The organism is Bradyrhizobium sp. AZCC 1577 (assembly GCF_036924575.1).
Lineage (GTDB): Bacteria > Pseudomonadota > Alphaproteobacteria > Rhizobiales > Xanthobacteraceae > Bradyrhizobium.
The window spans coordinates 3,258,699-3,283,262 of the sequence record NZ_JAZHRQ010000001.1 but is presented as its reverse complement, the minus strand read 5'-3'; the positions used below and the strand labels follow the sequence as shown (position 1 = coordinate 3,283,262).

At 57.7% G+C, this 24,564-nt stretch carries 22 protein-coding genes; 8 read left to right on the top strand and 14 right to left on the bottom strand.

What is annotated here, in order from left to right:
* Positions 1–6 precede the first annotated feature (6 nt).
* Together V1278_RS15130 and V1278_RS15125 are read right to left on the bottom strand one after the other, a co-directional pair.
* A complete protein-coding gene (locus tag V1278_RS15130; protein ID WP_334381315.1) occupies positions 7–927 on the bottom strand; it encodes a branched-chain amino acid ABC transporter permease in 921 nt (306 codons plus the stop codon).
* Positions 928–996: 69 nt separating this feature from the next.
* Positions 997–2,169 carry a branched-chain amino acid ABC transporter substrate-binding protein gene (locus tag V1278_RS15125; protein ID WP_334381314.1) on the bottom strand — a complete coding sequence of 391 codons (1,173 nt, stop codon included), beginning with the start codon at positions 2,167–2,169 and terminating at the stop codon, positions 997–999.
* A 324-nt stretch (positions 2,170–2,493) separates the two neighbouring features.
* On the opposite strand from V1278_RS15125, the gene V1278_RS15120 reads away from it, so the two are divergent.
* Both V1278_RS15120 and V1278_RS15115 read left to right on the top strand, forming a co-directional pair.
* The gene (locus V1278_RS15120; RefSeq protein ID WP_334381313.1) at positions 2,494–2,817 is read left to right on the top strand and encodes a tripartite tricarboxylate transporter permease; all 324 of its coding nucleotides are present in this window, start codon (positions 2,494–2,496) and stop codon (positions 2,815–2,817) included.
* A 116-nt stretch (positions 2,818–2,933) separates the two neighbouring features.
* The gene (locus tag V1278_RS15115) at positions 2,934–4,268 is read left to right on the top strand and encodes a serine hydrolase domain-containing protein (protein ID WP_334381312.1); all 1,335 of its coding nucleotides are present in this window, start codon (positions 2,934–2,936) and stop codon (positions 4,266–4,268) included.
* Between the two features lie 264 nt (positions 4,269–4,532).
* On the opposite strand, the gene V1278_RS15110 is transcribed toward V1278_RS15115, so the two are convergent.
* Entirely contained in the window at positions 4,533–4,916 is a 384-nt protein-coding gene (locus V1278_RS15110; protein ID WP_334367112.1) for a hypothetical protein, read from the bottom strand.
* Positions 4,917–4,978: 62 nt separating this feature from the next.
* The gene (locus V1278_RS15105) at positions 4,979–6,391 is read right to left on the bottom strand and encodes a phenylacetate--CoA ligase family protein (protein ID WP_334381310.1); all 1,413 of its coding nucleotides are present in this window, start codon (positions 6,389–6,391) and stop codon (positions 4,979–4,981) included.
* A gap of 676 nt (positions 6,392–7,067) precedes the next feature.
* Here V1278_RS15105 and V1278_RS15100 point away from each other — a divergent pair.
* Together V1278_RS15100 and V1278_RS15095 are read left to right on the top strand one after the other, a co-directional pair.
* Positions 7,068–7,610 carry a hypothetical protein gene (locus tag V1278_RS15100; RefSeq protein WP_334381309.1) on the top strand — a complete coding sequence of 181 codons (543 nt, stop codon included), beginning with the start codon at positions 7,068–7,070 and terminating at the stop codon, positions 7,608–7,610.
* A gap of 342 nt (positions 7,611–7,952) precedes the next feature.
* Positions 7,953–9,326, top strand: a complete 1,374-nt coding sequence (locus V1278_RS15095) for a DUF2252 domain-containing protein (RefSeq protein ID WP_334381308.1) — start codon at positions 7,953–7,955, stop codon at positions 9,324–9,326.
* A gap of 237 nt (positions 9,327–9,563) precedes the next feature.
* Here the strand turns inward: V1278_RS15095 and V1278_RS15090 are convergent, their stop codons facing one another.
* The 4 genes from V1278_RS15090 to V1278_RS15075 all read right to left on the bottom strand — a co-directional run bounded on the left by V1278_RS15090 (position 9,564) and on the right by V1278_RS15075 (position 15,007).
* Positions 9,564–9,917, bottom strand: coding sequence for a molybdopterin-dependent oxidoreductase (locus tag V1278_RS15090; RefSeq protein WP_334381307.1), 354 nt, complete (start codon positions 9,915–9,917; stop codon positions 9,564–9,566).
* Complete coding sequence (locus V1278_RS15085; RefSeq protein WP_334381306.1) at positions 9,914–11,245, bottom strand: hypothetical protein; 1,332 nt, start codon at positions 11,243–11,245, stop codon at positions 9,914–9,916. Before V1278_RS15085 ends, V1278_RS15090 begins: the two co-directional genes overlap by 4 nt.
* A gap of 418 nt (positions 11,246–11,663) precedes the next feature.
* The gene (locus V1278_RS15080) at positions 11,664–14,231 is read right to left on the bottom strand and encodes an AAA family ATPase (protein ID WP_334381305.1); all 2,568 of its coding nucleotides are present in this window, start codon (positions 14,229–14,231) and stop codon (positions 11,664–11,666) included.
* Positions 14,228–15,007, bottom strand: a complete 780-nt coding sequence (locus V1278_RS15075; protein ID WP_334381304.1) for an adenylate/guanylate cyclase domain-containing protein — start codon at positions 15,005–15,007, stop codon at positions 14,228–14,230. Before V1278_RS15075 ends, V1278_RS15080 begins: the two co-directional genes overlap by 4 nt.
* Positions 15,008–15,717: 710 nt before the next feature.
* Here V1278_RS15075 and V1278_RS15070 point away from each other — a divergent pair.
* The 3 genes from V1278_RS15070 to V1278_RS15060 all read left to right on the top strand — a co-directional run bounded on the left by V1278_RS15070 (position 15,718) and on the right by V1278_RS15060 (position 19,694).
* Entirely contained in the window at positions 15,718–18,285 is a 2,568-nt protein-coding gene (locus V1278_RS15070; protein ID WP_334384183.1) for an MASE1 domain-containing protein, read from the top strand.
* Positions 18,286–18,300: 15 nt separating this feature from the next.
* Positions 18,301–18,777 carry a hypothetical protein gene (locus tag V1278_RS15065; RefSeq protein WP_334381303.1) on the top strand — a complete coding sequence of 159 codons (477 nt, stop codon included), beginning with the start codon at positions 18,301–18,303 and terminating at the stop codon, positions 18,775–18,777.
* 113 nt (positions 18,778–18,890) lie between these two features.
* Positions 18,891–19,694 carry a Crp/Fnr family transcriptional regulator gene (locus V1278_RS15060; RefSeq protein ID WP_442893653.1) on the top strand — a complete coding sequence of 268 codons (804 nt, stop codon included), beginning with the start codon at positions 18,891–18,893 and terminating at the stop codon, positions 19,692–19,694.
* Positions 19,695–19,739: 45 nt separating this feature from the next.
* Here the strand turns inward: V1278_RS15060 and V1278_RS15055 are convergent, their stop codons facing one another.
* The 6 genes from V1278_RS15055 to V1278_RS15030 form a co-directional block, all read right to left on the bottom strand.
* On the bottom strand, positions 19,740–20,144 hold the full coding sequence (locus V1278_RS15055) for a Mom family adenine methylcarbamoylation protein (RefSeq protein ID WP_442893762.1): 405 nt from the start codon (positions 20,142–20,144) through the stop codon (positions 19,740–19,742).
* On the bottom strand, positions 20,056–20,475 hold the full coding sequence (locus tag V1278_RS15050; protein ID WP_442893654.1) for a Mom family adenine methylcarbamoylation protein: 420 nt from the start codon (positions 20,473–20,475) through the stop codon (positions 20,056–20,058). The genes V1278_RS15055 and V1278_RS15050 overlap by 89 nt, the downstream gene beginning before the upstream one ends.
* A gap of 569 nt (positions 20,476–21,044) precedes the next feature.
* The gene (locus tag V1278_RS15045) at positions 21,045–21,332 is read right to left on the bottom strand and encodes a hypothetical protein (RefSeq protein ID WP_334381299.1); all 288 of its coding nucleotides are present in this window, start codon (positions 21,330–21,332) and stop codon (positions 21,045–21,047) included.
* A gap of 124 nt (positions 21,333–21,456) precedes the next feature.
* Positions 21,457–21,894 (bottom strand): cupin domain-containing protein, encoded by a 438-nt coding sequence (locus V1278_RS15040; RefSeq protein WP_334381297.1) that lies wholly within the window; start codon positions 21,892–21,894, stop codon positions 21,457–21,459.
* 481 nt (positions 21,895–22,375) lie between these two features.
* On the bottom strand, positions 22,376–23,203 hold the full coding sequence (locus tag V1278_RS15035; protein WP_334381295.1) for a metallophosphoesterase: 828 nt from the start codon (positions 23,201–23,203) through the stop codon (positions 22,376–22,378).
* Positions 23,204–23,449: 246 nt separating this feature from the next.
* Positions 23,450–23,584 (bottom strand): hypothetical protein, encoded by a 135-nt coding sequence (locus V1278_RS15030; protein ID WP_334381294.1) that lies wholly within the window; start codon positions 23,582–23,584, stop codon positions 23,450–23,452.
* A gap of 78 nt (positions 23,585–23,662) precedes the next feature.
* On the opposite strand from V1278_RS15030, the gene V1278_RS15025 reads away from it, so the two are divergent.
* The gene (locus tag V1278_RS15025; protein ID WP_334381293.1) at positions 23,663–24,442 is read left to right on the top strand and encodes a class II aldolase/adducin family protein; all 780 of its coding nucleotides are present in this window, start codon (positions 23,663–23,665) and stop codon (positions 24,440–24,442) included.
* Positions 24,443–24,564: the final 122 nt, after the last annotated feature.

Below are 24,564 nucleotides of genomic sequence, written 5' to 3'. Positions count from 1 at the left end.
GCCATGTCAAACCCGCTCGCTCAACTTCTCTGGAATGAGACCGGTCGGTCGCCATGCCATGAGCGCGATCACCACGGCGAATGCAAACACATCCTTGTAAGCGCTCGCGAAGGGCAACGCGACGGCGCCGATGGTCTGCAGCCCGGCGAACAGGAATCCGCCGAGTATCGCACCGTAGATACTGCCGAGCCCCCCGATGATGGCGGCGCTGAATCCCACCACGCCGAGATAGAGCCCGATACCGAAATTGATTTCGTTGTAGTAGAGACCGTTCATCAATCCCGCGAAGGCAGCCAGGGCGGAGCCGATAGCAAACGTAATCAGCACGATGGCATTGAAGTTCACGCCCATGGTCTTGGCTGTCTCCTCATCCTGCGCGACGGCGCGGATCGCGAGCCCGAGCTTTGTCCGGTTGAGCAGAAGCTGCAGACCGACGATCACAAGTGCGCCGGCCGCCAGGAGGATCGCGTTGTCCAGCCTGAGGTTGAAATTGCCGATGTTGATGGAGTCAGCCGGCAGCAGCCGCGGAAACGGCTTCGGATTTGCGCCGTCGGGATAGAAAAGCCGCACGGCTTCACGCAGAACCGTGCCTAGCATCAACGTGATCAGAAGTGTGTTGAGGGCCGGGGCGGAGCGTAAAGGCAGGATGAATGCCCGCGCGATAAAGGCCCCCAACAACGCCATGGCGCCGATGGCCGCCACCAGCATGGCCAGGAGCTCCACCGCATCGGAGGTGAGGCCGATGCTCTGCAGTCCAATGAATGAGGCCAGCGCCGTGAAGGCGCCGACCGTGAGCACGTCGCCATGCGAGAACTTGATAACGTCCAGCACGCCGAAAAACAGTGTAAAGCCCACGGCAACCAGCGCGTACATCATGCCGAGCATCAGCCCATTCATAGTGTACTGGGCAACCAGCCCCAGATCCATGCCGCGACTCCAGCCTGTCGGGAGCAAGACGGGAAGGTGCTAAACCTTTGCTCCCCCCCGCCTAGGCTACTACTGGCCCGGAAGCTTGCGTTTTCCCGACACATATTCGCTGTCCTCCCAGACCACCCATTTTCCATCCTGGACCACGAAAGCGGTAATGAGGGCGACCGTGTTCTGTCCGTGGTCGTCAAAGGTGATCTTGCCGACGATCGAGTCGCGATCCTTCACCTTGTTGAGGGTTGCTTGCACCTTCTTGCGGTCGGACCCCACCTGCTCGATCGTGTCGAGGATCAGGTTCATGGCTGCGAAGGCGAAGCCGCCATAGGCCTCGGGCGGGTTCGGGTAATTCTGGTCGTTGTATTTCTCCAGGAAGAACTTTCCACCCGGCAGCCGCTCCGTTGGGGCGCCTTCGATGAAGGAGAGCGAGCCTTCCGCCAGCTTGCCGAGACCGTCGATATAGGAATCGGACTTGATCCCCGATGTTCCATCGAACAGCACAGTGTTCAGCCCGAGCTTGTCCATCTGACCGCGGATGCGCACGCCGATCGGCGTCAAGCCGCCGAAATAGATTGCTTGCGGATTGAGCGACTTGATCTGGGTGAGTTCGGCGCTGAAATCCTGCTGGTCGGAGGTGACACCGAAGGTGCCGACGATCTTGCCGCCGTGCTTGGCGAGCGCTTCGCTAAAATACTTGTTGTGTCCCTTGCCGTAGTCGGTTGTGTCGTGAATCACCGCAAAGGTCTTGTAGCCGAGGCTCGATAGCAGCTCCGCGTTGCGCTCGTTCTGATTGATCATCGTGCCGTTGACGCGGTGCACCTCGGCATACTTGTTCCGATAGGTGATGTCGGGCAGGACCGCGCCCCACACGATCACCGGCAGGCCGAACTTGTGATAAACGTCGACCGTGGCGATGGCCACCGCCGAGCAGTAATGCGTCGCAGCCGCGATGATCTCCTTGTCGGTCGCAAGCTTGGTCGCCTGTTGAACGCCGACATTCGGCTTGCATTCGTCGTCGAGCGCGACCATCTCGTATTCGTACTTGGCCGTTGCATCCGCATTGCGGAGTCGCACAGCGAGATCTGCGGAATTGCGCCCGCCGAGACCATTGGCGGATGTGCCGCCGGTCAACGGACCGATAAAGCCGACCTTGATCTTTTCCTTGGCATGGGACGACGACACGACAGCAACGCCCAAGGCCCCGGCGCAAATGAAAGCGGCTGCAAGCGGCAGAAACCTGTTCATGCGGACCTCCCTCAAGTCCGTCTTGCCCCAGCCGGCGAACATCGCGGATGGACGGTTGCGACGGAGGATGCTGCAGCCTAGCGCTCGCGTTTTCCCATGGCTAGTCAAGCCTTGGCCGACCTCTTTAAGACGCTGGTGACCGCAACTCAGAATTGCGCATCACGTGGGGCAGACGACTGTTTATAGCACTTCTGCGGAGCGCCTCAAAGACACCCGTGGACTCCGCCCCACGAATTTGGATTTGGCGGAGCGCCGCACACGCCGCCGGATCATCCTTGTCGCATCATTGTTTGCGAAGTCCTGGCGCCTTGCGACAAGGTAGGAGTGCCCAAGGAGCCCGAGGCCGCGCTGGCCGTGCGGCCGAGTCTCAGGGTTTCCCACCTCAAGGTGATCGACGAAATCGTCGGCCGTCCGTTCCTGCTGCTGTGGTCGACAATCGTCGGCATTATGATCGGCGTGCTGCCGGCGATCGGTGGCAGCGCCGCCAATATGCTGGCCTACGACCAGGCGAAGAAGTTCTCGCGCCACCCCGAGCGTTTCGGCACCGGCGTGCCCGAAGGCATCATCGCGTCGGAGTCCTCCAACAACGCCAACGTCGGCGGCTCGCTCGTGACCATCATGGCATTCGTCATCCGGGCGACGCCGTGACCGCCGTCTGGCGTGTTCGGCTATCCGGAAGCATGTCCCAAGGCGACGATATCCGATAAGATCGTTGCCGGATCGAGCGATCTCGGTCCTCGCAAGAACGGTCACGGAGGAACGTCATGTCTAGGTGGAAAATATTAGCAGCGACGACGGCGTTGGCTGCGATGATGATCGCCCCGACAGTGTCGCTACCAGTTTGCGCGCGCGAACTCCAGCCCCTCGCCACGGCAACGCCTGAACAGGTAGGCATGTCACTCGAGCGCCTTGGGCGCATCACCTCGGTGCTAAAGAAAGAGATTGCCGATGGTAAGTTGCCAGGGGCGGTAGTCATGGTCGCCCGCAAGGGGAAGATCGTCTATTCGGACGCCATTGGCTTCCAAGACAAGGGCGCGAATACGCCCATGAAGCTCGACTCGATTTTCCGCATTTACTCGATGACCAAGCCGCTTGTCTCGGTGGCGGCGATGATGCTGGTCGAAGATGGCGTCATCCAGCTCACCGATCCCATCTCCAAATTCCTGCCAGCCTTCAAAGACATGCAAGTGAGCGTGGCAACCCCTAGTCCCGATGGTAAGGCCACCTATACGAACGTACCGGCTTCCAGGCCGATCATCGTGCAGGACCTTCTGCGACATAGCGCGGGTCTCGCCTATGCGGAGATCACCAAGAACGAGCCGGTAAAGGCGGCCTACGTCGAGGCCACGTTCTACCAGCCGGGCATCATCGAGTACGACTCCCGCGGCATGACACCAGCCGAGCAAGTCGAGCGCATCGCCAAGGCGCCCTTAATTCACCAGCCTGGCACGATGTGGGAGTACAGCATGGCCGTCGATATTCTCGGCCGTGTCGTCGAGGCTGCGTCGGGCAAGCGGCTTGCCATCTTCTTGGACGAACGACTGTTCAAGCCGCTCAAAATGGTGGACTCGGGTTTCTGGGTGCCGTCGTCGACGATCTCGCGTCTCGCGCAGCCGCTGCCGGTCGACCCGGCTTCAGGCCTGAAGACGAGCGTGCTCGATGTGTCGGCAGAGCCGAAGAATGATTCCGGCGGCGCTGGCGCAGTTTCGACCGCCACAGACTATTTGCGGTTCGGCCAGATGCTCCTGAATGGCGGCGAGCTCGACGGCGTACGCGTATTGGGCCGCTCCACCATCAAGCTGATGACGTCGGACCATCTCGGCACGCGCGTCGCGGCGCCGCTCCAGCCGGGTGAGCTTCTGCTGGGAACTCCCGGCTACACGTTCGGCCTTGGCTTTGCAGTGCGTCAGGGCGACGGCGTAGCTGGTGTGCCCGGCTCGGCGGGCGAGTTCATGTGGGCGGGTTACGCTGGCACTTTTTTCTGGGTCGATCCCCAGGAAGAGATTGTCGGTGTCTACATGACACAGGCCCCGAGCCCAATACGCGCCTATTACCGCAAGATGTTCAAGGCCCTCGTCTATCAGGCGCTCGCGGACTGAAGCCGTCAGCCTGCCCTCCATCGCGTTCCGAATGCGAGGCAACGATTTCTCGCTGCCTCGCATTCAATTGGCCCCTTTCGCTGGCAAATGGGCTTACCGTGCCGCCCTCGTTACCCGTCCGCGCCTACGAGGTGATTGAATGACGTCGGCGAATGTTTGCTGTTGGCCCTGGCCGCGATGTCCGCTTTTCCGACGCTCGTGGGAGCTAAGCAGACACCACTTAGAAATTGCAGAAGGGTCGCGATTGTGAGCACGCGCCATCCACTAATTCAGTTTGCCCTTTTGGGCATCGGGCGATGGATGTGTGGCCTTTGCCGAATTGCGCGCCTCCATCCGGTCTGCCAGCATCCGAAGCTCATCCGCAAGAACGGTTCCTCTCGGAACCAGATAATCATGGGAAATGCGATCATTCATATAAACGCGGAAAACGACTTCTTCCGCAGTCTCAACGATCCGCACTCGTTCAATGCCGGGAATGGCCATGCTGTCTGCGGCCGGACTTCCAATCGCCTCTTCTAACGAGGTCCTCAACGCACCGATAAGGTCTGCCGTCTCTACTGTGCTTAGAGCGATTTCGTGTTTACCGCGCTCATCGGTGAACCCAATAACCACCCTTCCATCCCGTGAATCCGTATAGGTTAGTTTCATAACTTTGGCTCTCGTTAGGGCCACTTAGCAGCAGCGCGATCCGCCTAAGCTCTCATGAGTCTTCAAGCGCTCGAAACCAGTGGGATGACGGTGCGGCACTTTCCGGCGGAAGATGGAACCGGCGGTTCGGCGGCCAACTCAACAGACACGCGACCAAGCCCATGCTCATTCAACAGCTTGGTCAATTCGGAATGCACCGCCCGCCAAACCCGGTTTGGGTCAGCGTCGGCTGCGGGATGTAGGCGAACGCGCAATTGTGTTGGCGCAGTCTGTACTATCTGAAACAACTCCACACCGGGTACATGATCGATCTCAAGCGAGAGCGGTGGCACTGCGACTTTCTCTCCGCGTTCGGTTGGGAAGGTGAGGATGTCGGCAGTGCGGCCCCGCACGCGGATCGCCGGAAGCGGGTTGCCGCAAGGACAAGGATCAGGTCGTTGCAGGATGCGGTCGCCTAGATCGTAGCGGAGGATCGGCTGCACGCGATTGGCGAGGTTGCTCACGAGGACCGTATGCGACTCCTCGCCGGGCGGAACCGGCCGATAGCTCGCATCGACGGGTTCGAGAATCACCCAATCGCTGTTGACGTGATACCAACCGCGTTCACAGCCGATGGCCATGAACAGGCATTCCGTCGCGACGTAAACGGTCCGGACCTTGGCGTGGAATGCCCTTGCGATCCGGTCGTATCCGTCCTGCGAAAGCCCTTCCGAAGTCGGAAGAACCAGCACCGGCTGAATACGCAGGCGACCGGCATCCTGCTCGGCGGCCAATAGTGCCATGACGCTGGCGTATCCGATGAGCAGAGCCGGGCGGTACCGATTGAGTTCGGCGACCAGATTGCGCAACGGCGCCTGCGCCGGAAGCGCCCGTAATCGTCTGGCCGACCGTTTTGTGCGGATTGCAGCAAGGCTGGCTGCGCCGATGTAATGGCCGCCCATCGCCAGCACCGACGCCGCGCGGCCGCTGCGGACGAGGAGACGAAACATGTCGCTGGCGTTAAGCCAGCCCATTATCATGCGCAGCAAAAAAGCGAGTGTGACCGTCCAATTGTGTGTATCCAACAGAAATATTCCGGGTGTCCCGGTGCTGCCCGAAGTGGTTGCCACGGAATACTTGCCAAGGAGACGCTGCCCGATCAGCTCAGGGTTATCGACGAACCCTCGCACTGCCGCGAAACTAACTTCGCGATCGGTGACCCAGTCGTCAAAATGACGCATTAGCTCTTGCTTATTAGCCACCGGCAGCACGGACGAACTCTCAATCCGTTCCGATAGACCCTGATAGAGTTCGCGATAATAGGGCGAGTTGGCGCGAGCGAAGGCGACGGCCTCGCTAAGCCGAGCGCGTTGTCGCTGCGCGATGGCGTTGAGACCTTGCCTTCTTGCGCGGTGCGCATCGAGCAATACCGATGAGATGCTTTCGCTCATGACAAGTGAACCCACAGCAGGCGAGCGCGTGGCGATGACATTCACGTCGCACCACCGCGCAAGAGGCTCGCGAAGGCTTACAGGATCATCAGACGAAAACGGCCTATAACTAACCAGCCGCGCCCAACTTGCGGCGCAAGCGCTTGCGCCGCGTGGGGCGCGGAGGTTGATGCTCGCTTTCTCTGGCCGCTAGGACGCTGGCACTGTCGGCGCTGGCCCCGTCGGGCACTGGCACTGTCGATTCAGGTCCTATGGCGCTCGTGGCGCGATAGACCGTCTCGATCAACCCGCCCTTGATGTAGACCCGCGCAGCCAGCGGACCCAACTCACGACTAGGTGAAAGCCGAGATCCGGTTAGGGCCTGATCCGCCCGACCGGACCACGGGCGTCGCGCCTTATCGCATCCGGATGGACGAGACGCCACGCGGCTGCTCGAATGACGCCAACGTGCATTCTTTGATGTGCGTGCGGAGCGGGTCCGGCCGAATGTCCGGCTTGCGCCAAGAGCTGCCCTCCCCGCCAAGTCGCGTTTTGACCCACAAGAGACATCAGAGCGAAGACCAACCGACGGCACCTATTGAACGGCTTACGTCAATGCTTTCGCATCCGGTCGCCTCGCACAACTGCCCAAACACTCTTTCGACGGTCTGTGGTAGTTTGGGTATGGGGCAGCCACCGCGGCGCGCGATCCTACGGCGTCATTAATGAAAAGGAGGAGAACATGTACATCAACTGGGAAACACGCTCCTACTTTGACTTCAACTCGCTAGACCCCTTTGCGACACACGGCATCCCGCTTCCCACTTATGGGAACTATGGTGGTCCGAATTATTCTGCTGGCGAGGTGGGTGGAACGATTACGGGGACCTCGGCCGACCCACCTCCAGTAGACCCGCTAGATGCGTTGTTTTATCAGCATGATCTCGCGTACCAAACTTCTACAGACCCCTTGGTGCGAGCTGCAGCAGACGTTCAGCTTGTGGAGGCCATGCACGCACTAACGTACACAGATCCTGGTGACACTAATTACGACCCCGAGGCCGGTCTGTATGAGGGCTTCGCCACCCTTGGCACCATCGCTGGGCTTGCGGCCGCCGGCGTATTGCAACAGCTCCCCGGTTCCGACCAACTCCTAATAGCCGAGGCTACTCAAGAGGCCGCGGTAAATCTTGAGGCAGGGCTCGCTGAAGCGCCGGCCGAAGCCAAGAGCTTGCACGGTGCCTTCCATGTGTTCGAGCATCAATACTTGGACTTGCTGCTATAAATAGCCGTTAGCCTGCACCAACCTACGGGGCCGGGATTGCTCCCGGCCTCCAAGGGGGCCGCAACATTGAGGTATGAGCCGGCACCGACGGATGGACCGCGATGACAAGAGCCGGCGCTTGAAGTCGCCTTTTTGACCCGACTCGGACATGGCCTGTTGATCCTTTGGTCCCCTCCCAACTCTTTCGGCCCGGATTCACCGATAAGATGCGCAGCTCGCTGATTGTCCTGGTGGGTCTCTGGCCGTCCAGGGCTGGACCGGCGTTCGGCACGGTCACCGTTGCCGGCTTGTGACAACTAGGCGGCTTCATATACCGTTTGGCTTTCATTGAAGGACTTCCAGATGACGGTCACTTTGGGTTCGCGTACCGAGCGGTTCCAAGTGGGCAAAGCGCTCCGACGCAAGACGCCGCGAGAAGCACATGCCGACCTTAAAGGATCGATGTCGCGCAATGCCGTTGCAATTCTCGCCGAGAGCGATCCGGATCGCGTTCCGGAGCTTTTGCCGGAGCGTTATGCGCGCATGACGGTCAACCCGTTCGCGTTCCTGCGCGGCGCCGCCGCCGTGATGGCGACAGACTTGGCTGCCCAGCCAATGGCTGGAATACCGGTGCAGGCAGGCGGCGACAGCCACCTGATGAACTTCGGCGCCTTCGTTACTCCCGAGGACAATATCCTATTCGACATGAACGATTTTGATGAGACGCTGCCTGGCGTCGATTTCACCGTCGATCTGAAGCGTCTCGCAGCGAGCGTAGCGGTAGCAGCATCGGCCGCAGGCACAAACAAGAAGCAGGCCCGCGCGATCGCGGCTGCGACTGTCAAGGCCTATCGGACGCACATTTCCGCACTCGCCAAGCTGTCGCCGCTGGAAATCTGGCACAGCCGGATCGACCTCGAACAGGCGATCAAGCAGATCGGCAATAGCGATCTGCGGCGCCAGCTCTTTGGCGTGATTGCTAAGGCGCGGGGCGAGGGCTTGTCGAAGGACGATAATTTCCCGCATCTGGTCAGCGGCGATCATCCGAAGATCGTCGATAAGCCCCCTACTATTTTCCATCTCGATCCTAAGGCCGACGCGCGACACCGCCTTGGTGTCGAGCGCGTGTTCGCTGCCTATCGCAAATGCCTTAATCCTGATCGTCAGCGGTTGCTCGACCGTTTCACAATGAAGGATCTCGCCTTTAAGGCGATGGGCGTCGGATCCGTCGGCACATTCTGCTGCGTGGCATTGTTCATGACCGACGACAACGAGCCGTTGTTCTTGCAGGTCAAACAAGCGCAGCGATCGATTTTGGAACGGCTCGGCGGCAAGCTTGCCTACAAAGGAAACCAGGGCCGCCGGGTTGTGGAGGGCCAGCAGATGATGCAGGCCGCCAGCGACATCTTTCTCGGTGCTACGCAGGATGATGCGACCGGCCGTCAGTTCTATGTTCGGACACTGAAAAACCGCAGGCTTGGAGCCGTCAGCGAAATCAGCGAAGGCGAGGCACTCTCGGACTATGCCCAGCTATGCGGTCGAACCCTCGCGCGTGCCCATGCGCGCTCCGGCGATCCGGCCGCGATCGCTGGCTACACCGGCAAGAGCGACGCGCTCGATGACGCGATCGCGTCCTTCGCGACGGCCTATGCCGATCAGACAAGCGCCGACCACGCCGCTCTGGTGAAGGCGAAGGGGGCCAAGCCGACGGCTACGAAGAAAGCGAAAGCGGCTTAGCCGCAAAGGGAGAGCCAAGCTCCGGTCCCCAAGATTTAGACGGCGTTGAATCGCCTACTTGTGCGGCAGGAAAGTCCGGAAGTCCCGTCAGTTAGTGCAGTGCAGCGATGTGTCCGGAGTTGGGGGTAGATCGGAGGTGACTGGCCGGCGGTCAAAACGGCGCTCATGACCCCAAAGCCGACATCGGTTTCGGGCAGCTCGCTGGACACGTCACAGGCGTCGGTGGGCCTATCTAGTTCAAAGGCCGCTAAACCAATTGTAGCCTTCATCCTCCCAGTAGCCGCCGGTGTAGTTGTTGAGCACGACAAGCCCGATGACGTGCTTAGGATTTTTGAAGCCGAGCTTGGTCGGAATGCGCACGCGCACGGGAAAGCCGTATTTCGGCGGCAGGACGTCTCCATCGTACTTGAAGATCAGCTGCGTCTGCGGATGCAGCGCCGTGGCCATATCGATGGAGCTGGAATAGCCTTCGGCGCAGGTGAAGTGCACATACTTTGCCCAGTCCGTTGGGACTGTCGTAGCGAGGACGGCGATGAACTTTCCGAAAGGAGAGCGCGGGGTAGCGGCTAGGTGCGTTGTGATCGGCTTCATGTCGCTCTGGAGGCAAGCTCGGATTGCAGCCACCCCGCTATTCGTTCTGCACACTGGGGGTGATCATAAAGGCCATGCCGCCGACCTCTTCGAGCCTCTTCAGCTTGATGGAGCGTTACGACCATCCCCCAATTGGTCGGGGTCGATTCGGATTGAAACTCCGACTGTCGATCAATGCTATCGGGGGCTGACTGGGAATTGATTTCGCACCCCTGGAAAATGGGGAGAAGCTCCCTGCCATAAGCAGAGTTGAATACCCCTCGCAAAAACAAGAATGCAAAAAATGCAAGTACGAGGCCCCTCGCGAACGCTGGGAACCCCTCAAATGAGAAAACAGGTTGAAGAAATTGAAGAAATCGAGTCTTGAAAACCCACGCCATGAAATCCGAAACAGGTTGAAGAAATCCAAGAAATCGAGTCATGAAAGCCGAAGCCGACGCCATGAAATGATCCAACAGGGGCCAAAAAAAGCTGATGGCGATCACGAGGATAAATACAACGAGCAAAATGAAAACAAATCTTATCAAGGCCGAGATTTTGTATGACGACCTTTCTAATAATCGTGAGAACCTGTTACCTATCGTCGCGGCTGCAAGGGTGAGAGCGGCTTCATCATCGACAGCACGAAGCACCAGAAGTGGATGCTTGCGAACGGAGGGGGAAAGCGAAGTCAGTCCCACAAGCTCGTCTACTGTTCGAGCATTCCTGGCGCGCAATCGGAACAACAACATGAAGGGAAGAGCGCAGAGTAGCAGGACAATGAATGACAGGACGTTTGGGTTTAACGTGGGGAAATAGGCGTCCTTAATTGCTATGGCGTAATGAGGTATAAGAACGCTCGTAGTCAGTGAGACCATAACGTCAATCCGTCGTGTCTCCGCAGGCGAGAGTTTTGTCGGTAAAATTTCGACGAACGGTGTAGCGATTGTTGTGATGAAGATTTCGTCACCCGTGACGCCTGGCTGATCAAGTGCACGGAGCGCGACATTGCCACCGTGACTATGCGCTATCACGACCTGGATAGAACCGGGATGGTCGAACTGCTTCGCGCGTATGTGTTCAGCTAATTCCTGTGCAGCTTTGTCTCGCTCCCGCACAGAGTTTGCGCCCGACCATAGGAACGGGGATATCCGGGCGGAAAGCCCACGCTTGGAAAGCCCGGCACAAAGCCTGTTCCTGAATTCGCTGCCGTCCGCGAACCAAAGCGATCTCGGGAAAGAGCGAGTTGGCCATTTTCCATAGAATGGAGTGAGGAATACGTCGCGCCAAACATTGCGCGGCCAAGTCCCGTGGACAAGGGTAATAAACAGGTCGCCATCTGCTCTCATGAAGGGCCGAGCCTCACCAGAGCGTCCATTCAGAATACACAGAATATCACGCTCTTAAAGAGCTGACCACCACGGCTAACAAAGCAGTTGGATCAGATACATTAGCCCAAATCTAATCTGACAGTGGTGTCCAAAAAGCAGGGCAGGTCAAAGAAAACGAATGACTTCCGGTGCTGGCACCTTTGAGACATGCCGACGGGCTCTGAAAATGTCTGCTTATCGAGGTAGACCGGAAGTGGGCGGCGCACAGTCAGAATGGCGCGAATGAGTCCATCTCGGACATCGGGCTTAGTCGGACATCAGCCCATTTTTCTACTAAGCTGCACTCGATTTCTCGGGCCGAGCTGCGTGTTAAGCGGCGAGCGCGTCTAACGGCGACTGGCAAGTGCTGTCGGCGGATGTCGCGGGGTATGGGCCGCTAAGCGCCTTTCAATCTTGCCTTGGCTCTGACCAGATCCGCGGTGTCAAAACCTTCACTAAAGGATGCGTAAACCTCGCCAAGTTGTAAGCGACACCTATTGTCGTCTTGTCTCAGCTTGTACAGGTCACACATGCTCAGACAAAGTCTAAGTTCAAAGTATTTGGCTTTCTGTTCGCGCGCAACCTTAAGGCCTTCGCAAAAATAATGTTCCGCCTGATCCAACTTTTGGTTCGATCGCAGGTACGTTTCACCGAGCAAACGATATATTTCGGCCGCGTAAAAGCGTTCGGAGTTCTCTATATTGAGCCTCAATCGGGCCTGTTTCAAAGAGTCGAGCGCTTGCCCGTAACGTTTGTTCTTTAGGCATGCATCCGCCCGTAACCCGAGAGCGTAAGACTCAAATATTAAGGCGCCAGTGGCCCGTTCTTGCTCCACGCCTTTTTGAAGCTCGGCAATGCCTTTCTCAAACTCACCTTGGTGAGCATTTGCCCAGCCGCGCAAAATCCAAGCCATGGCCAGATAGTGCACAAACTCATGCTCCTCGCAGAATGCGATGGCATCTTTTGCCCGATCTGCAACAGCGGCAACATCGCCCCGAAGCTGATGCACGCGAAGGTTTATCGTTCGTGCGATTGCCTCACTGAACGGATGTTGAGATGCAGCCGCGTATCGGCGAGCCTCCGTGCAAATTCGCAAGGCCCGATCTGGATAGCCAAGCAAGCAAAGTGCCATGCCATCGTATGATCTTACGTGAACTCGGGGATCTTGCGCTGACAGGTCAAGATATGCTGCAGCCTTACTGTCTTCACAGAGGTTAATACTGCGTTCTAGCTCCGCGTGGGCCTCGGCAAATTTCCCCTGTGCAAACAGGGTAAATCCTAAAGCCTCGTGGGCAAGAACCTTGCAAACCGAGTTGTCCACGTTCTCGGCGCTATTCAGCAAATGTTCGGCAAGGGCTTGAGCTTCACCAAGCGATGCGTGAACAAAATTCCACGTCCATAAACCAAAGACCGCAGGCAAGATAAGCTCGTCAAGACCACTCTCTTTGCACAATTGAAGTGCTCGCGTGTACGCATGCTTGACACTGTCAGTGCTCCAACCCTTAATCGCACGGAGGGAGTTGCCGAGAGACGTCTGAAGGAGCAACTCCGATTTGGCGCGTAGCATCGGGTCGTCGATATTTGGAATCTGATTCAACCCTTGTTTCAGATGACCGACCGCTTCGTTGTGCGCCGAACGAGCCGCGGATCGTTTACCTGCCTCGTACCAGTAGTGTACGGCCTTTTCGTAGTTTCTCGCCTGTGCATAGTGGTACGCAATAATCTCAGGCTGAGTTTGTACGACCTCAGGGAATTCCTGCTCCAGCGACTTCGCCATAGCGGCATGCAGATGCACGCGGCGGCTCTTTAGGAGCCCCTCATACGCGGCGTCTCGCAGCAGCGCGTGTTTGAAGGTGTAAACCGCCTGCGGAATTTCGCCCCGGCAGAATATCAGTTCCGAACGCACTAGCTGATCGAGCGCTTCGTCCAATCGCTGTTTCGGCAGCCCGGCGACGGCGCTCACAAGTTCGTAATGGAATTCGCGACCCGCGACGGCTCCGATTTGGGCGACGTCCCGCACCGGCGACAACCGATCAAGGCGAGCCATTAACGAAGCCTGCAACGTGGTTGGGATGGCCAATGACGGCAGGGGCCCCTCGAGAACATATTCCCCGTCCTGCGCTCGCAACAACCCGCCTTCCATCACCATCTTCGTAAGTTCCTCGACGAATGGCGGCACCCCATCGGTGTGTGCGAGAATGTGCTGCATTACCTCCTTGGGGAGTGTTTTGCCGCCGGTCACCCGCAAGACCAACGCTATGCCGTCACGTCGGCCAAGGCGGGTGAGCGGGATCGTTGTAGTGTGAGGATAACTCGGCCAGGTGGCACTGAATTCGGGTCTTGCCGTGATCAGCACCAGTGCCCGAAGCTGCGGCACGTGCTCGACAGTAGCCGCGAGGAGTTCAAGCGACGTTGGGTCAATCCAGTGTACATCCTCAAAAATGAGTAGAACCGGCTGCTGCGCCGCTAACCCATCGAGCTGGGCCAATAGGGCCACAAAGGTCTTCTCTTTGCGTTTTAGTGGAGTGAGGTCCTGCAGTCTGTAGTGAACATCGGTTGGCAGCGCCAACAAATTGGCGAGAACCTCCAAGTGTTCGGGATCGTGCGTGGATTGCGCGAGTAGAGCGTCGAGCTTGGATAGCTTCTCGCGGGGTGAGTCGCTGTGCTTGAACCCGGCAGCCCGTTCGAGCTGACTGATGAATGGAAACAATGCGCTGTGGGTATGATGCTCAGAGCAGAAATAGCGCAGCGTGATGTGTGATTCACCCTGGAGCCGCTCATTAAGCGCCGACGCGATGTGTGACTTGCCAATACCTGGCTCTCCCGTAAGGATCACCACCCGGCCTCCTTTCAGTGTGGCTTGTCGCCAGCGGCGTAACAGCAGCTCTATTTCCTCATCGCGCCCGAACAGCGGCGGCAGCTTGGTGGTGTGCATGGCGTCGAAGTGGCTCTCTACACCGCTCATCTCCAGCACCTGATAGACCGGACCGGTTCGGTCCAGCCTTTCAGTACGACCGGACCGAGGTCGCGGTAATGAAACTCTCCCCCGGTGAGCCGGCGTGTGCTCGCGCAGATCAACACAGTTTCTGGCTCGGCCATCGTTTGTAGGCGCGCGGCGAGGTTCGGCGTCTCACCAACGACCGCTTGCTCTGCCGGAACATTCTCAATCAGAAGCTCGGTTACGACCACAGTGACCGTCGCAATGCCGACGCGAATCTGCAGCTCCGCGGCGACATTCCGGATGCTCGCTACGGCACGGATGAGTGCGAGTGCGGCGTGCACGGCCTGTTCGGCATCATCTTCATGTGCTTGCGGGTAGCCGAAATAGACCAACACGCCGTCACCCATATAGCGAGCAATCTTCCCTTGATAGCGGCTTATGACTTCTGTGATGCAGGTGTGATAGGCGCCAATCAGCGTGCGCATGTCCTCCGGGTCCAACCGCGCAGAAAGGGCCGTGGAGCCAACCAAGTCACAAAACATCACTGTAAGGTGGCGCCGCTCGCCTTCATCCGGCCGCCTCGGTTCGGCCGCTGTTTTCGTCGGTTTAGACCTAGCTGCGTCTTCAAGCTCTGCGATGGCACGCAGTAGCTTGCGACGATGACCTAGCAGGACGCCTAGCTCCTTTAGGTCATGATCTGTCAGGTCGCGCACGACCGAGAGGTCAATGCCGTTTTCGGCGAAGCGCTGGGCGTACTCTGACAAGCCGATTGACTCGAGCCACTCCGTGACGCCTCTCATGGCATTGGCGCCTCCCCGCTCAGTTCTCGGTCCCCGGAGAGTTTGATACTCCACAAGGTATCACACACGGAGAAAAAGTGAACGCGCCGCAAATAGGTTTGAACGAGCGGGGCGGCGCGATCGGCAACTAACACTGACCTTTCATAGTTTGAAACTATTGGACGCTGCGGGAAAGCATAGCGCTTTGGAGAGCGCCGCCAACTCTTCTCGACCCCACGGGGCTCTTCGTTCTTCGGCTACCCCATGGATTTCAGCCGGACCAACATACGCACCACCGCGGCAAGTGAGTTCTTCGCTGCATGTGCACGAATGACCAGCTGAAAGTGCGATTTCCGCTAGTGGCCCCAAGCTGACCAACTTCGTCGCTTGCGGCTGGTCTGCTATTGAAGGCAGTCCGGACTTCGCATCAACGATCCTTCAACCGCCGCTTATGACCCAAAGCTGTCATTAGATCGACAGCGAAAGCTGATCCTTGCTGATGATCTCTCTCACCCACGCGCGGCCGCATAGGTCAATGGTGTTGTCCGAGGCCACGAGTTCCGAAACTTGCCCGGCGGCCCTCCACACACCATCGTGCGGCCATGCTTTGGTCAAATCTGCATTGCGTGTTTGACGGGTTCGTTGACGTAATGGAAATGCGACTGCTCTCTTTCGGGTAACATTGGACGGTCCCCCACCGCATTTTTTAGGTCCCACCGCAAAGGCTCGTGATGGAAAGGACAAGGTTTGGTCTAGCCAAGATTTTCGAATTTGGCAGCGCTCGGAGTGCCGCAACTTACTTGGTCGAGATTTTAATAGTCGCCGCGATTTACATTGGCTTTGCCGAGTCGGCACGTTTACTGCCTGCGATTGGTCCGGCCGCGACACCGTTGTGGCCACCAACCGGGTTCGCGCTCGCGCTGGTCCTGCTGCGCGGCTATCGCATTTGGCCCGCGATTTTAGTGGGGTCCGTTTCTCACCTCCTGGCCAGCCAATCAGTCTTGGAGTTTGGCTCCGTCGGGCTCGGTACTCTCCTCGCTGCGGTTGCCGGAACATGGCTGATCAATCGCTGGTCTGACGGTCGCCAGACGCTTGGCACCCCCCTTACTGTCGCAAAGTTTGCAATCATTTCCTTTGCACCGACCACGATAATTAGTTCAACCGTCGTCGTTGCAGGATTCATTCTCGCCAATAAGCTAATTCTTTCCGATTCTTTCGTCACGTGGTTAACCTGGTGGCTTGCAGACGCGGCTGGAACGTTGGTGATTGCTCCGGTCATCGTGCTTTGGGCGACAATGCCTTTGCGTAAGTCTTCCAAATGGCATCTGTTGGAATCGGTCGCGGTCTCCATTCTCGTGAGCATCATCGGAATCGTGGCTTACAGCCCGCTCATCGGCAGCGACCTCATAAGCGATGACCTCAACGTGCTGCTGCCGTATCGGAGCCTTCTTGGCTTTCTAGTTTTGCTACCGTTGATGTGGGCTGGTTTGCGCGGCAATCGATGCAATGTCGCTACATCCGCGCTCCTTTTCTTCGGAATGGCCGCGTGGGGTTTCTCGGTGGGCAACGATCCATTTCCGAAAACGGATTTGAACGGAGCCCTGTTATCGTTGCTCGTGCTTTCGATCAGCGTATCAGTGGCGCCCCTTGCTTTAGCTGCAGCAATTGCGACACGCCAAAGCATCGAAGCCAATTTGCTTTCGGTGCAGGAGCAATTGAACAGTCGGATTGATCGGAAAAATGTGGCGCTCGACAGCATTAGGCGTCACTTCCAGACGCTGATCGAAGGTGTTGTCGACTATGCAATTTTTGCGCTCGATAAAGAAGGGCATGTTACAAGTTGGAATAGCTCCGCACAAAAAATCATGGGGTATGGTCCGGAAGAAATTATCGGCAAGCATTTTGGGATATTTTACCGACCGGATGAGCGACGGGCTGGCTCTCCAAACCGTGCATTAGAGTTGGCAATCCAAACAGGCAAGCACGACGTTGAGGGTTGGCGTATCAGAAAAAATGGCACGCCGTTCTTCATCACCGGCTCGGTCTTTTCGAGTTGTGATAACGCAGGAAATCTGATCGGCTTTATCAGTATACTCCGGGACGCAACCGAGCGACGCGACGCGGAGGAGAAACTGGTCCAGGCGCGCGAACAGCTCGCGATGTCGCAGAAAATGGAGGCGATCGGTAAACTGACTGGCGGGATTGCGCACGACTTCAATAATCTACTGATGATCATTGGAGGTAGCGCTCAGATCTTTGCACGCCTACTTGATCCGAAATTGCCAAAAGCGATCGAAGCCATACAGACCGCGGCCAAACGTGGAGAAAGTCTCACGCGCCAATTGCTGACATTCTCTCGTCATCAGCATCTTAGCCCGACCGTCGTTGATTTGAATGCTTCTATAAAAAACATGCGGACCATGATTGAAAGTTCGCTGCGCGGGAATATCGTGTACAACGAACATATTGGTGAGGACGTTTGGCCGGTTAAGGTTGACCTCGCCGAACTAGAACTAGCGATCGTCAATATCGCCGTTAATGCCCGCGACGCAATGTCGAACGGCGGTACGTTCACGCTATCCGTCAACGAGGTGACAGTAGACCATGAAATCGGCGATAGTCGCCCTGGGGGAGTCTTCTTTGCGATAGCGTTTAGCGATACGGGCACTGGTATTCCGCCAAATCTTCTGTCCAGAATGTTCGATCCATTCTTCACAACCAAGGAGGTCGGCAAAGGAACCGGGCTCGGTTTGTCGCAGGTCTACGGTTTTGCACACCAGGCCGGCGGAACGGTGACGGCCGACAGCAAGGTGGGACAAGGAACAACGATTACACTCTATTTGCCCTATTGTGCGGACGAGCAGATCACCAGCAAAGACAACTCCGCTGCAAAAGCACTATATTCACAGCGGCAGACGGTTCTCGTTGTCGACGACAGCGCGGAGGTTGCGGAAGTGACGTCCTCGCTGTTCGAGCACCTGGGTTATGAGACTATCTATCGAGATTCGGCCGAAGCGGCGCTAAAACTGCTCGAAGCCGGAACGAAGATCGATCTCGTCTTCAGCGATATCGTCATGCCCGGGACCATCGACGGCGTCGGTCTCGCGAGAGAAATCCGGTCGCGGTATCCCAATTTGCCGGTGGCCCTTACGACGGGCTACAGCGATGCGGCAAAAGCAGCTGGCCCAAATTTAAGGATACTACGCAAGCCGTTCGATACCGAGGGACTAAGAGATTTTATCCAGGACGTTACGCCTCAGAGATTAATCCGGCCGGCCTCTGGCGTCAGGCACGGCTGAGGCTTTGCGCGGAAGTTGACCAGCGGCGCCATCGATGCAATCCGGGCCGCCGATCACTTCACTGCGTCGGTCTTTCTCGGGCGCGGTCAGTACCGCGTCGAAAAGGCCGCGACTGTTTTTGATGCGGTGCGCGCCGCGCGCACCCTCGAAACCGAGCCGGGCGCGTATACCCGGCGTGCGCTCATTTACGCCATCGCTCAGTACGGCCACACCACGCTGCTGACCGCCGCCCTGATCGAAAAACTCCGCATCCTCGCCAATCAATCGAAGCAAAGAACCGGGGCGCGTGCTCATAAATCGGGACGTTGGATTAGCACGTTCGATGTCGCTTGTTTGCCGTGCATCGGGAATTGGAACCAGCGTTTCCGAACGTCTAACGGTGTTACCCATGCGGATTTTGCAGTTGTATCCGGCAGCTATTTGCGTCTAACCCCACGACGCCGCGAGCAGGAAAACCCTTCTCGCGCAGAGGTTTTTGGAATTCGTTTTTGAGGGTGAAAGCGTCTCTAAGTGAGTTGGGTCTCGATGGGCGTAGAGAAAGAAAGCAGAGCTAGGCATTTGTTAAGACCGCCGTTTCACGACGCTCCAGATGGAGCGAGCCGCGGATGCCTCACCGCGGGTTCGACGCAGTGACGCCTCCCGGCGGCATTGGTAACCGCCTTCTGGCAGCGCTACCGCAAGTTGATGTGGATCTGCTCGCGCCCGAACTGGACGCGGTCGCGCTCCATCAGGACGCAGTGATCTCGCGAGAGGGCGACCAGGTCGACTATGTCTTGTTCCCCCATAGCGGTGCCATCTCGCTGATGATCGACATGGCAGACGGTCACACGGTAGCTACGGCGGTGGTCGGGCGCGAGGGAGCATTAGGTACGCTTTCCGTGTTTGGACCGTCAACTTCGGCCCTTACCGCCATCGTCCGTGCGGCGGGCACTGCCTCGCGAATCCCGGCGCCGCGATTTCACGCCGCATTTAACCGGAGCCCCGCGATCCGGCACATGATCCAGTGTCACGTCAAGGCGATGCAGGTACAGCTTCAGCGGAGTGGAGCCTGCAATGCGCTGCATCAGGTGCAAGCCCGGATGGCGCGCTGGCTGCTCCACATTCGCGACTGCATTGACGACGACGTCCTCCCGCTCACCCAAGAGGCGCTGTCGCAAATACTCGGTGTGCGACGAACGACAGTGACGCTCCTGATGCGCAATCTGCGAGCGCGCGGAGCGATCAGGTCTGAGCAACGAGGCAGGATCGAGATCGACCGGTCGCGGCTCGCCGCGGCAGCGTGCGAATGCCACGGCAACATGCGTCTCGAAGTTGAGGAGATCTTCTCGAAGAATACGGCCCGATCTCGTCGGGCGATTCTGGCTGATGATGAGCGCATCTCGGGCGTTGAATTTGGCGATGCCAAGTGAGCGTCGTGCGGTCGCGGCAGCGGGGCGCCTGCAAGATGTCGTTGGTCAAAATGGAGCGTGGCGGTCGCCGCTGCCGCGCCGCTGTGCCGATTGGTGATCGGCCATCGCCTGCTTGCCACGCGCAATTCCGCGATACATGCCGGCGCCGCGCCGCTCGATCTCCGCATATGGGATTTCTTTGCAAGCGAGCCGCGCGCGCTCGGAATTGAGAAAATAGATATATCGCATCTGGTAGCCGTCGAGCGGCATACCCTGGCCCGCCCATGAACCGCCGGTTTTGGCGAAATGCGCCGCGCGGTTCTTTCCGGTTACTTGCGTCATCTTGTGCGTAACTGAACCATCGGGCAATCGCAATAAGCTTTTATTCAACTTGATCCCGGTGAGCACAAAGCCGGCCGCGCGATAGATCGTCCCGTCGCCGCACTGGCATCCATCGGCGAACGAGATCACCCATCCGATGTGCGGATAATGCTTTTTGATCATCCGCAGAGCGATCGAGAGCTGCGCGGCTTTCGGAATTGCGCGGCAGAGCCTCCGAAAACGCCAGCCGGTTCAATTCGAGAAAGCCGTTCCATGCGGTATCGCGCACGAGCCCGAGGATGTCCGACTTGTCCATCGACGGGTCGAACGTCATCGCGCCTTCGAGCCGACCGTCGAGGAAAACGCCCAGCGATAGGAGGCCGTTATTGACCGTCTTATGGCTGTAGTGCAGCCGAATGATCAGCGCGTCTGCATCCTTCTTCGCGATCGGCGCGACTCGGATTTCCTTAGCCTGTCCCATGGCTGTGTGATTTACTCATTTGTCTTCGCGGGAAACCGGCAGAGTCCAAATGTCTAGACCGCTGCTTGTGATACCAAGAGGGACACTTCCGATCTCCCTTTTTATTGCACGAGAACTTTCAGACAGGAGCGATAAATGGTTGAGAACGTGGAAAAATGCGGCTCCGTTACCATTCGGTACCCCAGTGAGTGCGCTTACACCTGCTGGTGCGGTTCCTATGGGTGTCGTTGGCAGGTGAAATGTGACGGCACGGTATTTAATGGGGAGGGTTTTACCCCGCCGAATCCCCCAAAGCACCCGCATGTGACGCTCGCCGGTGATCTAGCGGCGTGTGCGGAAGCCCTGCAGAAAGCGTGGGGACGCCGCGTCATAGTCCCGAAGGAGTTGCGCGGGCGGACAATTCGGAAACGCACCATCAGAGGCACGCCCGAAGACATTGCGCATGCTCTTGGCCTTGAGCTTGGGTCGAGACTCAAGGGTTCCCGCTCAACACGAAAGCGGCAAGAGGTGAAAATCGTGGTTTAGCTTTGCACTGTTTTGTTGCAAGGCTGCGCCTCGCCCGCGAACAATCAATCTCGATTTATGCTCCCTAAATATTCGGCGCAGATCGCGGCGAGCGCATTGCCTTGCGGCGATCGATTGGGATTGTCCGGAGCGCGCGGCTTAGTCGCCCGCGCGATGGCGCGCTCGACGATATCCCACTGCTCGCCATAGAGAATGAATGTCATGTCCCGAAAAGGCGACCGATCGCCATCCGGCAATTCCGGCATCTGCTCTAACTCGCCAACGCCGACGGATAGCTTTGATAGCTCGTCCTCGCTGATTTCCACGGCCGGTTTGCGCGCTAAAGCATCCATGATTCGCCGCCTGAGGGCCGTTTATGGCCTGGGACTAGGGAGTGGGACTCATTACCGCAGCGACTGTATAACGTTACGCTCAACCGCCCACTTCAGTGCGTCGGCTGCAGCAGCGAGTTATGCCTTATCGTGGTCGCGGCGAGAACTGCCATTCCGTGCTGTACTCCAGCCCGTACTTTTCCTGAAGAGCCTTGTATCTTGCTAGGTATTCGGGATGAGATGGCGGTGTCTCCTTCTGAAGCGCTGCCCGCTCTTCGAAGAATGATTCGAGGCCGCCAGGCGAGATGATTGTCAGATGACGCGACGGCGTGGTACCTACGTTCTTGTAGGTGTGCGGAACATTCCGCGGCGCGAATAGGAAGTCACCCGGCCCGGCCTTGATAACCTGAGTCCCCACGCGAAACTCGTACTGACCTTCAAGAATATAAAAACCTTCGTCTTCGCGGCTGTGCCGATGCGGCTCGGGCCCAGTGGAGGGCTGCACGACGGATTCGAGTACAGAATACGCGCCCCCAGTCTCCTGAGTCTTTACCTTCGGCTGTAAGGATTTCCATGCAATCACGAGAGCCTCCTAATATGTGATAGGCAGCTAACGTTTCAGCCAGCGTCGCGCGACCGTGGTGGTGAAAACGAGTGAGCCGCCTCACGGGCGTCCGCCTGCGCTGGGGGATACTTATTTATGGCCCCTCACTGTCAACGGGCTTGGCAGGGTTTAACCGCGCTGGCCCAGCGCGCCAATCAGTAGCGCGTTTTTCGGTTTCGCAACAGACCGACTCGGCATGCAACAATCGCCCCGTTGACACCTCACTTCCGCTTTTGGCGCAAAGCGGTCATTCCTTGGATACCGCGACGGGATATTTTGATACCGCGTTTCGTTTTTCGGCAACGGACTTGCTCGTGAGCTAGAGCTGCTGCCCATAGCGCAAGGTATGCAGAGTTATCTCCGGCGGGCAGTTTAAGCGGACCGGCAGAAGGCTCGTGCCAGCGCCCACCGAGGTATATCCGACCATGGCGCCATGGTGCCATGGTCCAGCGCCCATGAATCAAGGTAATGCTGCCTCCAGCTTGATCGGAATTCCACCGGGTAGGCAAAGCTGGCCTCCGTGGGTGTGTCCGCATAACATGAGATCGAATCTGGCGCTCATCGCTCGATCGTAAACTTCCGGCGTGTGCGCCAACAAAATCGAAAAGGCATCTGAAGGAATTTGCAACGCGGCTTTCTCAATGTCGTCTGCCCGATAGAAATGCGGATCGTCAACGCCGGCCAGGAAAATACGTTGTCCATCACGAACAATCGGTTCGCACTCGTTGAACAGCATGCAGATTCCCATGGCTTCCATTGAAGGGGCCATACGGATGCTGTCGTGGTTACCAAGCACCCCATAAACTGGCCCCTTCAATGGGGCCTGCAGTTCATCGATGATTTCTAGACTTTTTTCGAATGGACCATATGTCTTGCCGCGATAGTCGCCGGTTAAGACGCAAATGTCGTATTGAAGGCCGCCGACCACGCTAACCAGATGCCGCATCGCGCCTACACTTATGTCGGCATGCAGATCGCTGATGTGAAGGATAGTGAAATTGTCAAATGCCGGGGGAAGATTGGCGAAAGCCACGCTATGTTGTTTGACAACGACGTGGTCAGCGTTTCGACGCGCACGGCCATAAAGTCCAGTCAGCTTCAGCGCAGTTCTAACAATCCACGGCGCTGCGTACCAGTTTTCAAGATTAAAGAAGATCAGTCCCTGTCCAAACAGCTGGGCCTCATGCTCGACTTCGATTTTCAGTCGCCGCTCAACATGTTCTGAGCCAATTCGCTCGATCAGGTCTTGCAGAGATGTTCCGGTCGCAACGTTCGAAGTAGGATCCAAATTCTAGTCTCTCCGGTTGGGAGGCCGTTCCAAACAAAAGCATGAATGGCATGATAGGTCCATTGTAGTCGGGCCTCAGGCGGCGCGCCATTTCAGGCCATGGTTAGATTGAGGCAGGCTAATTGGAAGTGGTCGGTTAGCCGGCAAACTCTGCCCATGTCCGTTTTACCCACAGTAGCAGACCTAGCAGAGCGCTGGTTCGACATCCGCTAAGGGCCTTGAACAGACATCTCGTCATTCATTCGATTACCTCGTGCGGGCAAGGAGTGCCTGCGGCACGGTAATGCCGAGCGCCTTAGCGGTCTTGAGGTTTATCAGCTCGACTTTCGCCGTCAGCAACTCCAGCCGCTTCGATCCGAGTTCGACATTCAACGAGGTCACACCCGTGAGATTGCCTGATTTTTTGCGTTCCAAGCCGTGCTAAAGTGTACCTGCAACTTCCGCATGAAGGAGAGTGCCATGAGCGTCGCTAACTCCAAGAGCTCCCTCAACGTCCGCGATCAAGTCAGCAAGGATGAATGGGATGCGCGCGTCAACCTCGCTGCAGCCTACCGCCTCGTCGCGCTATACGGGTGGGATGATCTCGTCTTTACCCACATCTCCGCTCGCGTGCCGGGACCCGAGCACCATTTCCTCATCAATCCATACGGGTGGATGTTCGAGGAGATCACCGCGTCTTCGCTCGTGAAAATTGATCTTGAGGGCCGCAAGGTGATGCCCTCGGAATATGACGTCAATCCCGCCGGCTTTACCATTCACAGCGCGGTGCACGCTGCGCGCCAGGACGCATTATGCGTGATGCACACTCATACGCCCAATGGCGTCGCGGTATCCGCGCAGAAGAACGGCCTGCTGCCGATCTCGCAACAGTCGATGTTCGTCCTTTCTTCACTCTCCTATCACGACTACGAGGGCCTCGCGCTCAACGAGGATGAAAAACCGCGCCTCGTGCGCGATCTCGGCGACAAGAACTTCCTGATGCTGCGCAATCACGGCCTGCTCACCGCGGCCGCCTCGATCGCCGACGCATTCGCATTCATGTACACTTTTGAAGCGAGCTGCATGATTCAGGTCCGCGCGCAATCCGGTGGCAGCGAGCTGATCCCCATCCCCAAACCCATTCTCGACGGCATTCAAATGGCTCGGAATAAGGTCACTCGGGGGGTCGGCCCCGGCGCACTCGCCTGGCCAGCACTGCTTCGCAAGTTGGAGCGGTTGGATCCGTCATTTCGGGACTAGCTAATTGCGACTAGCTTGCCCGCTCGGCAGATTCCAGTGTCCTTGTGCAAGAGCAGGCCGACTCTCCGCGCCTGATGCCCTGGGGTAGGCTGCCTGCCCGCCCGGCTTCAAGCAGTTGAGCC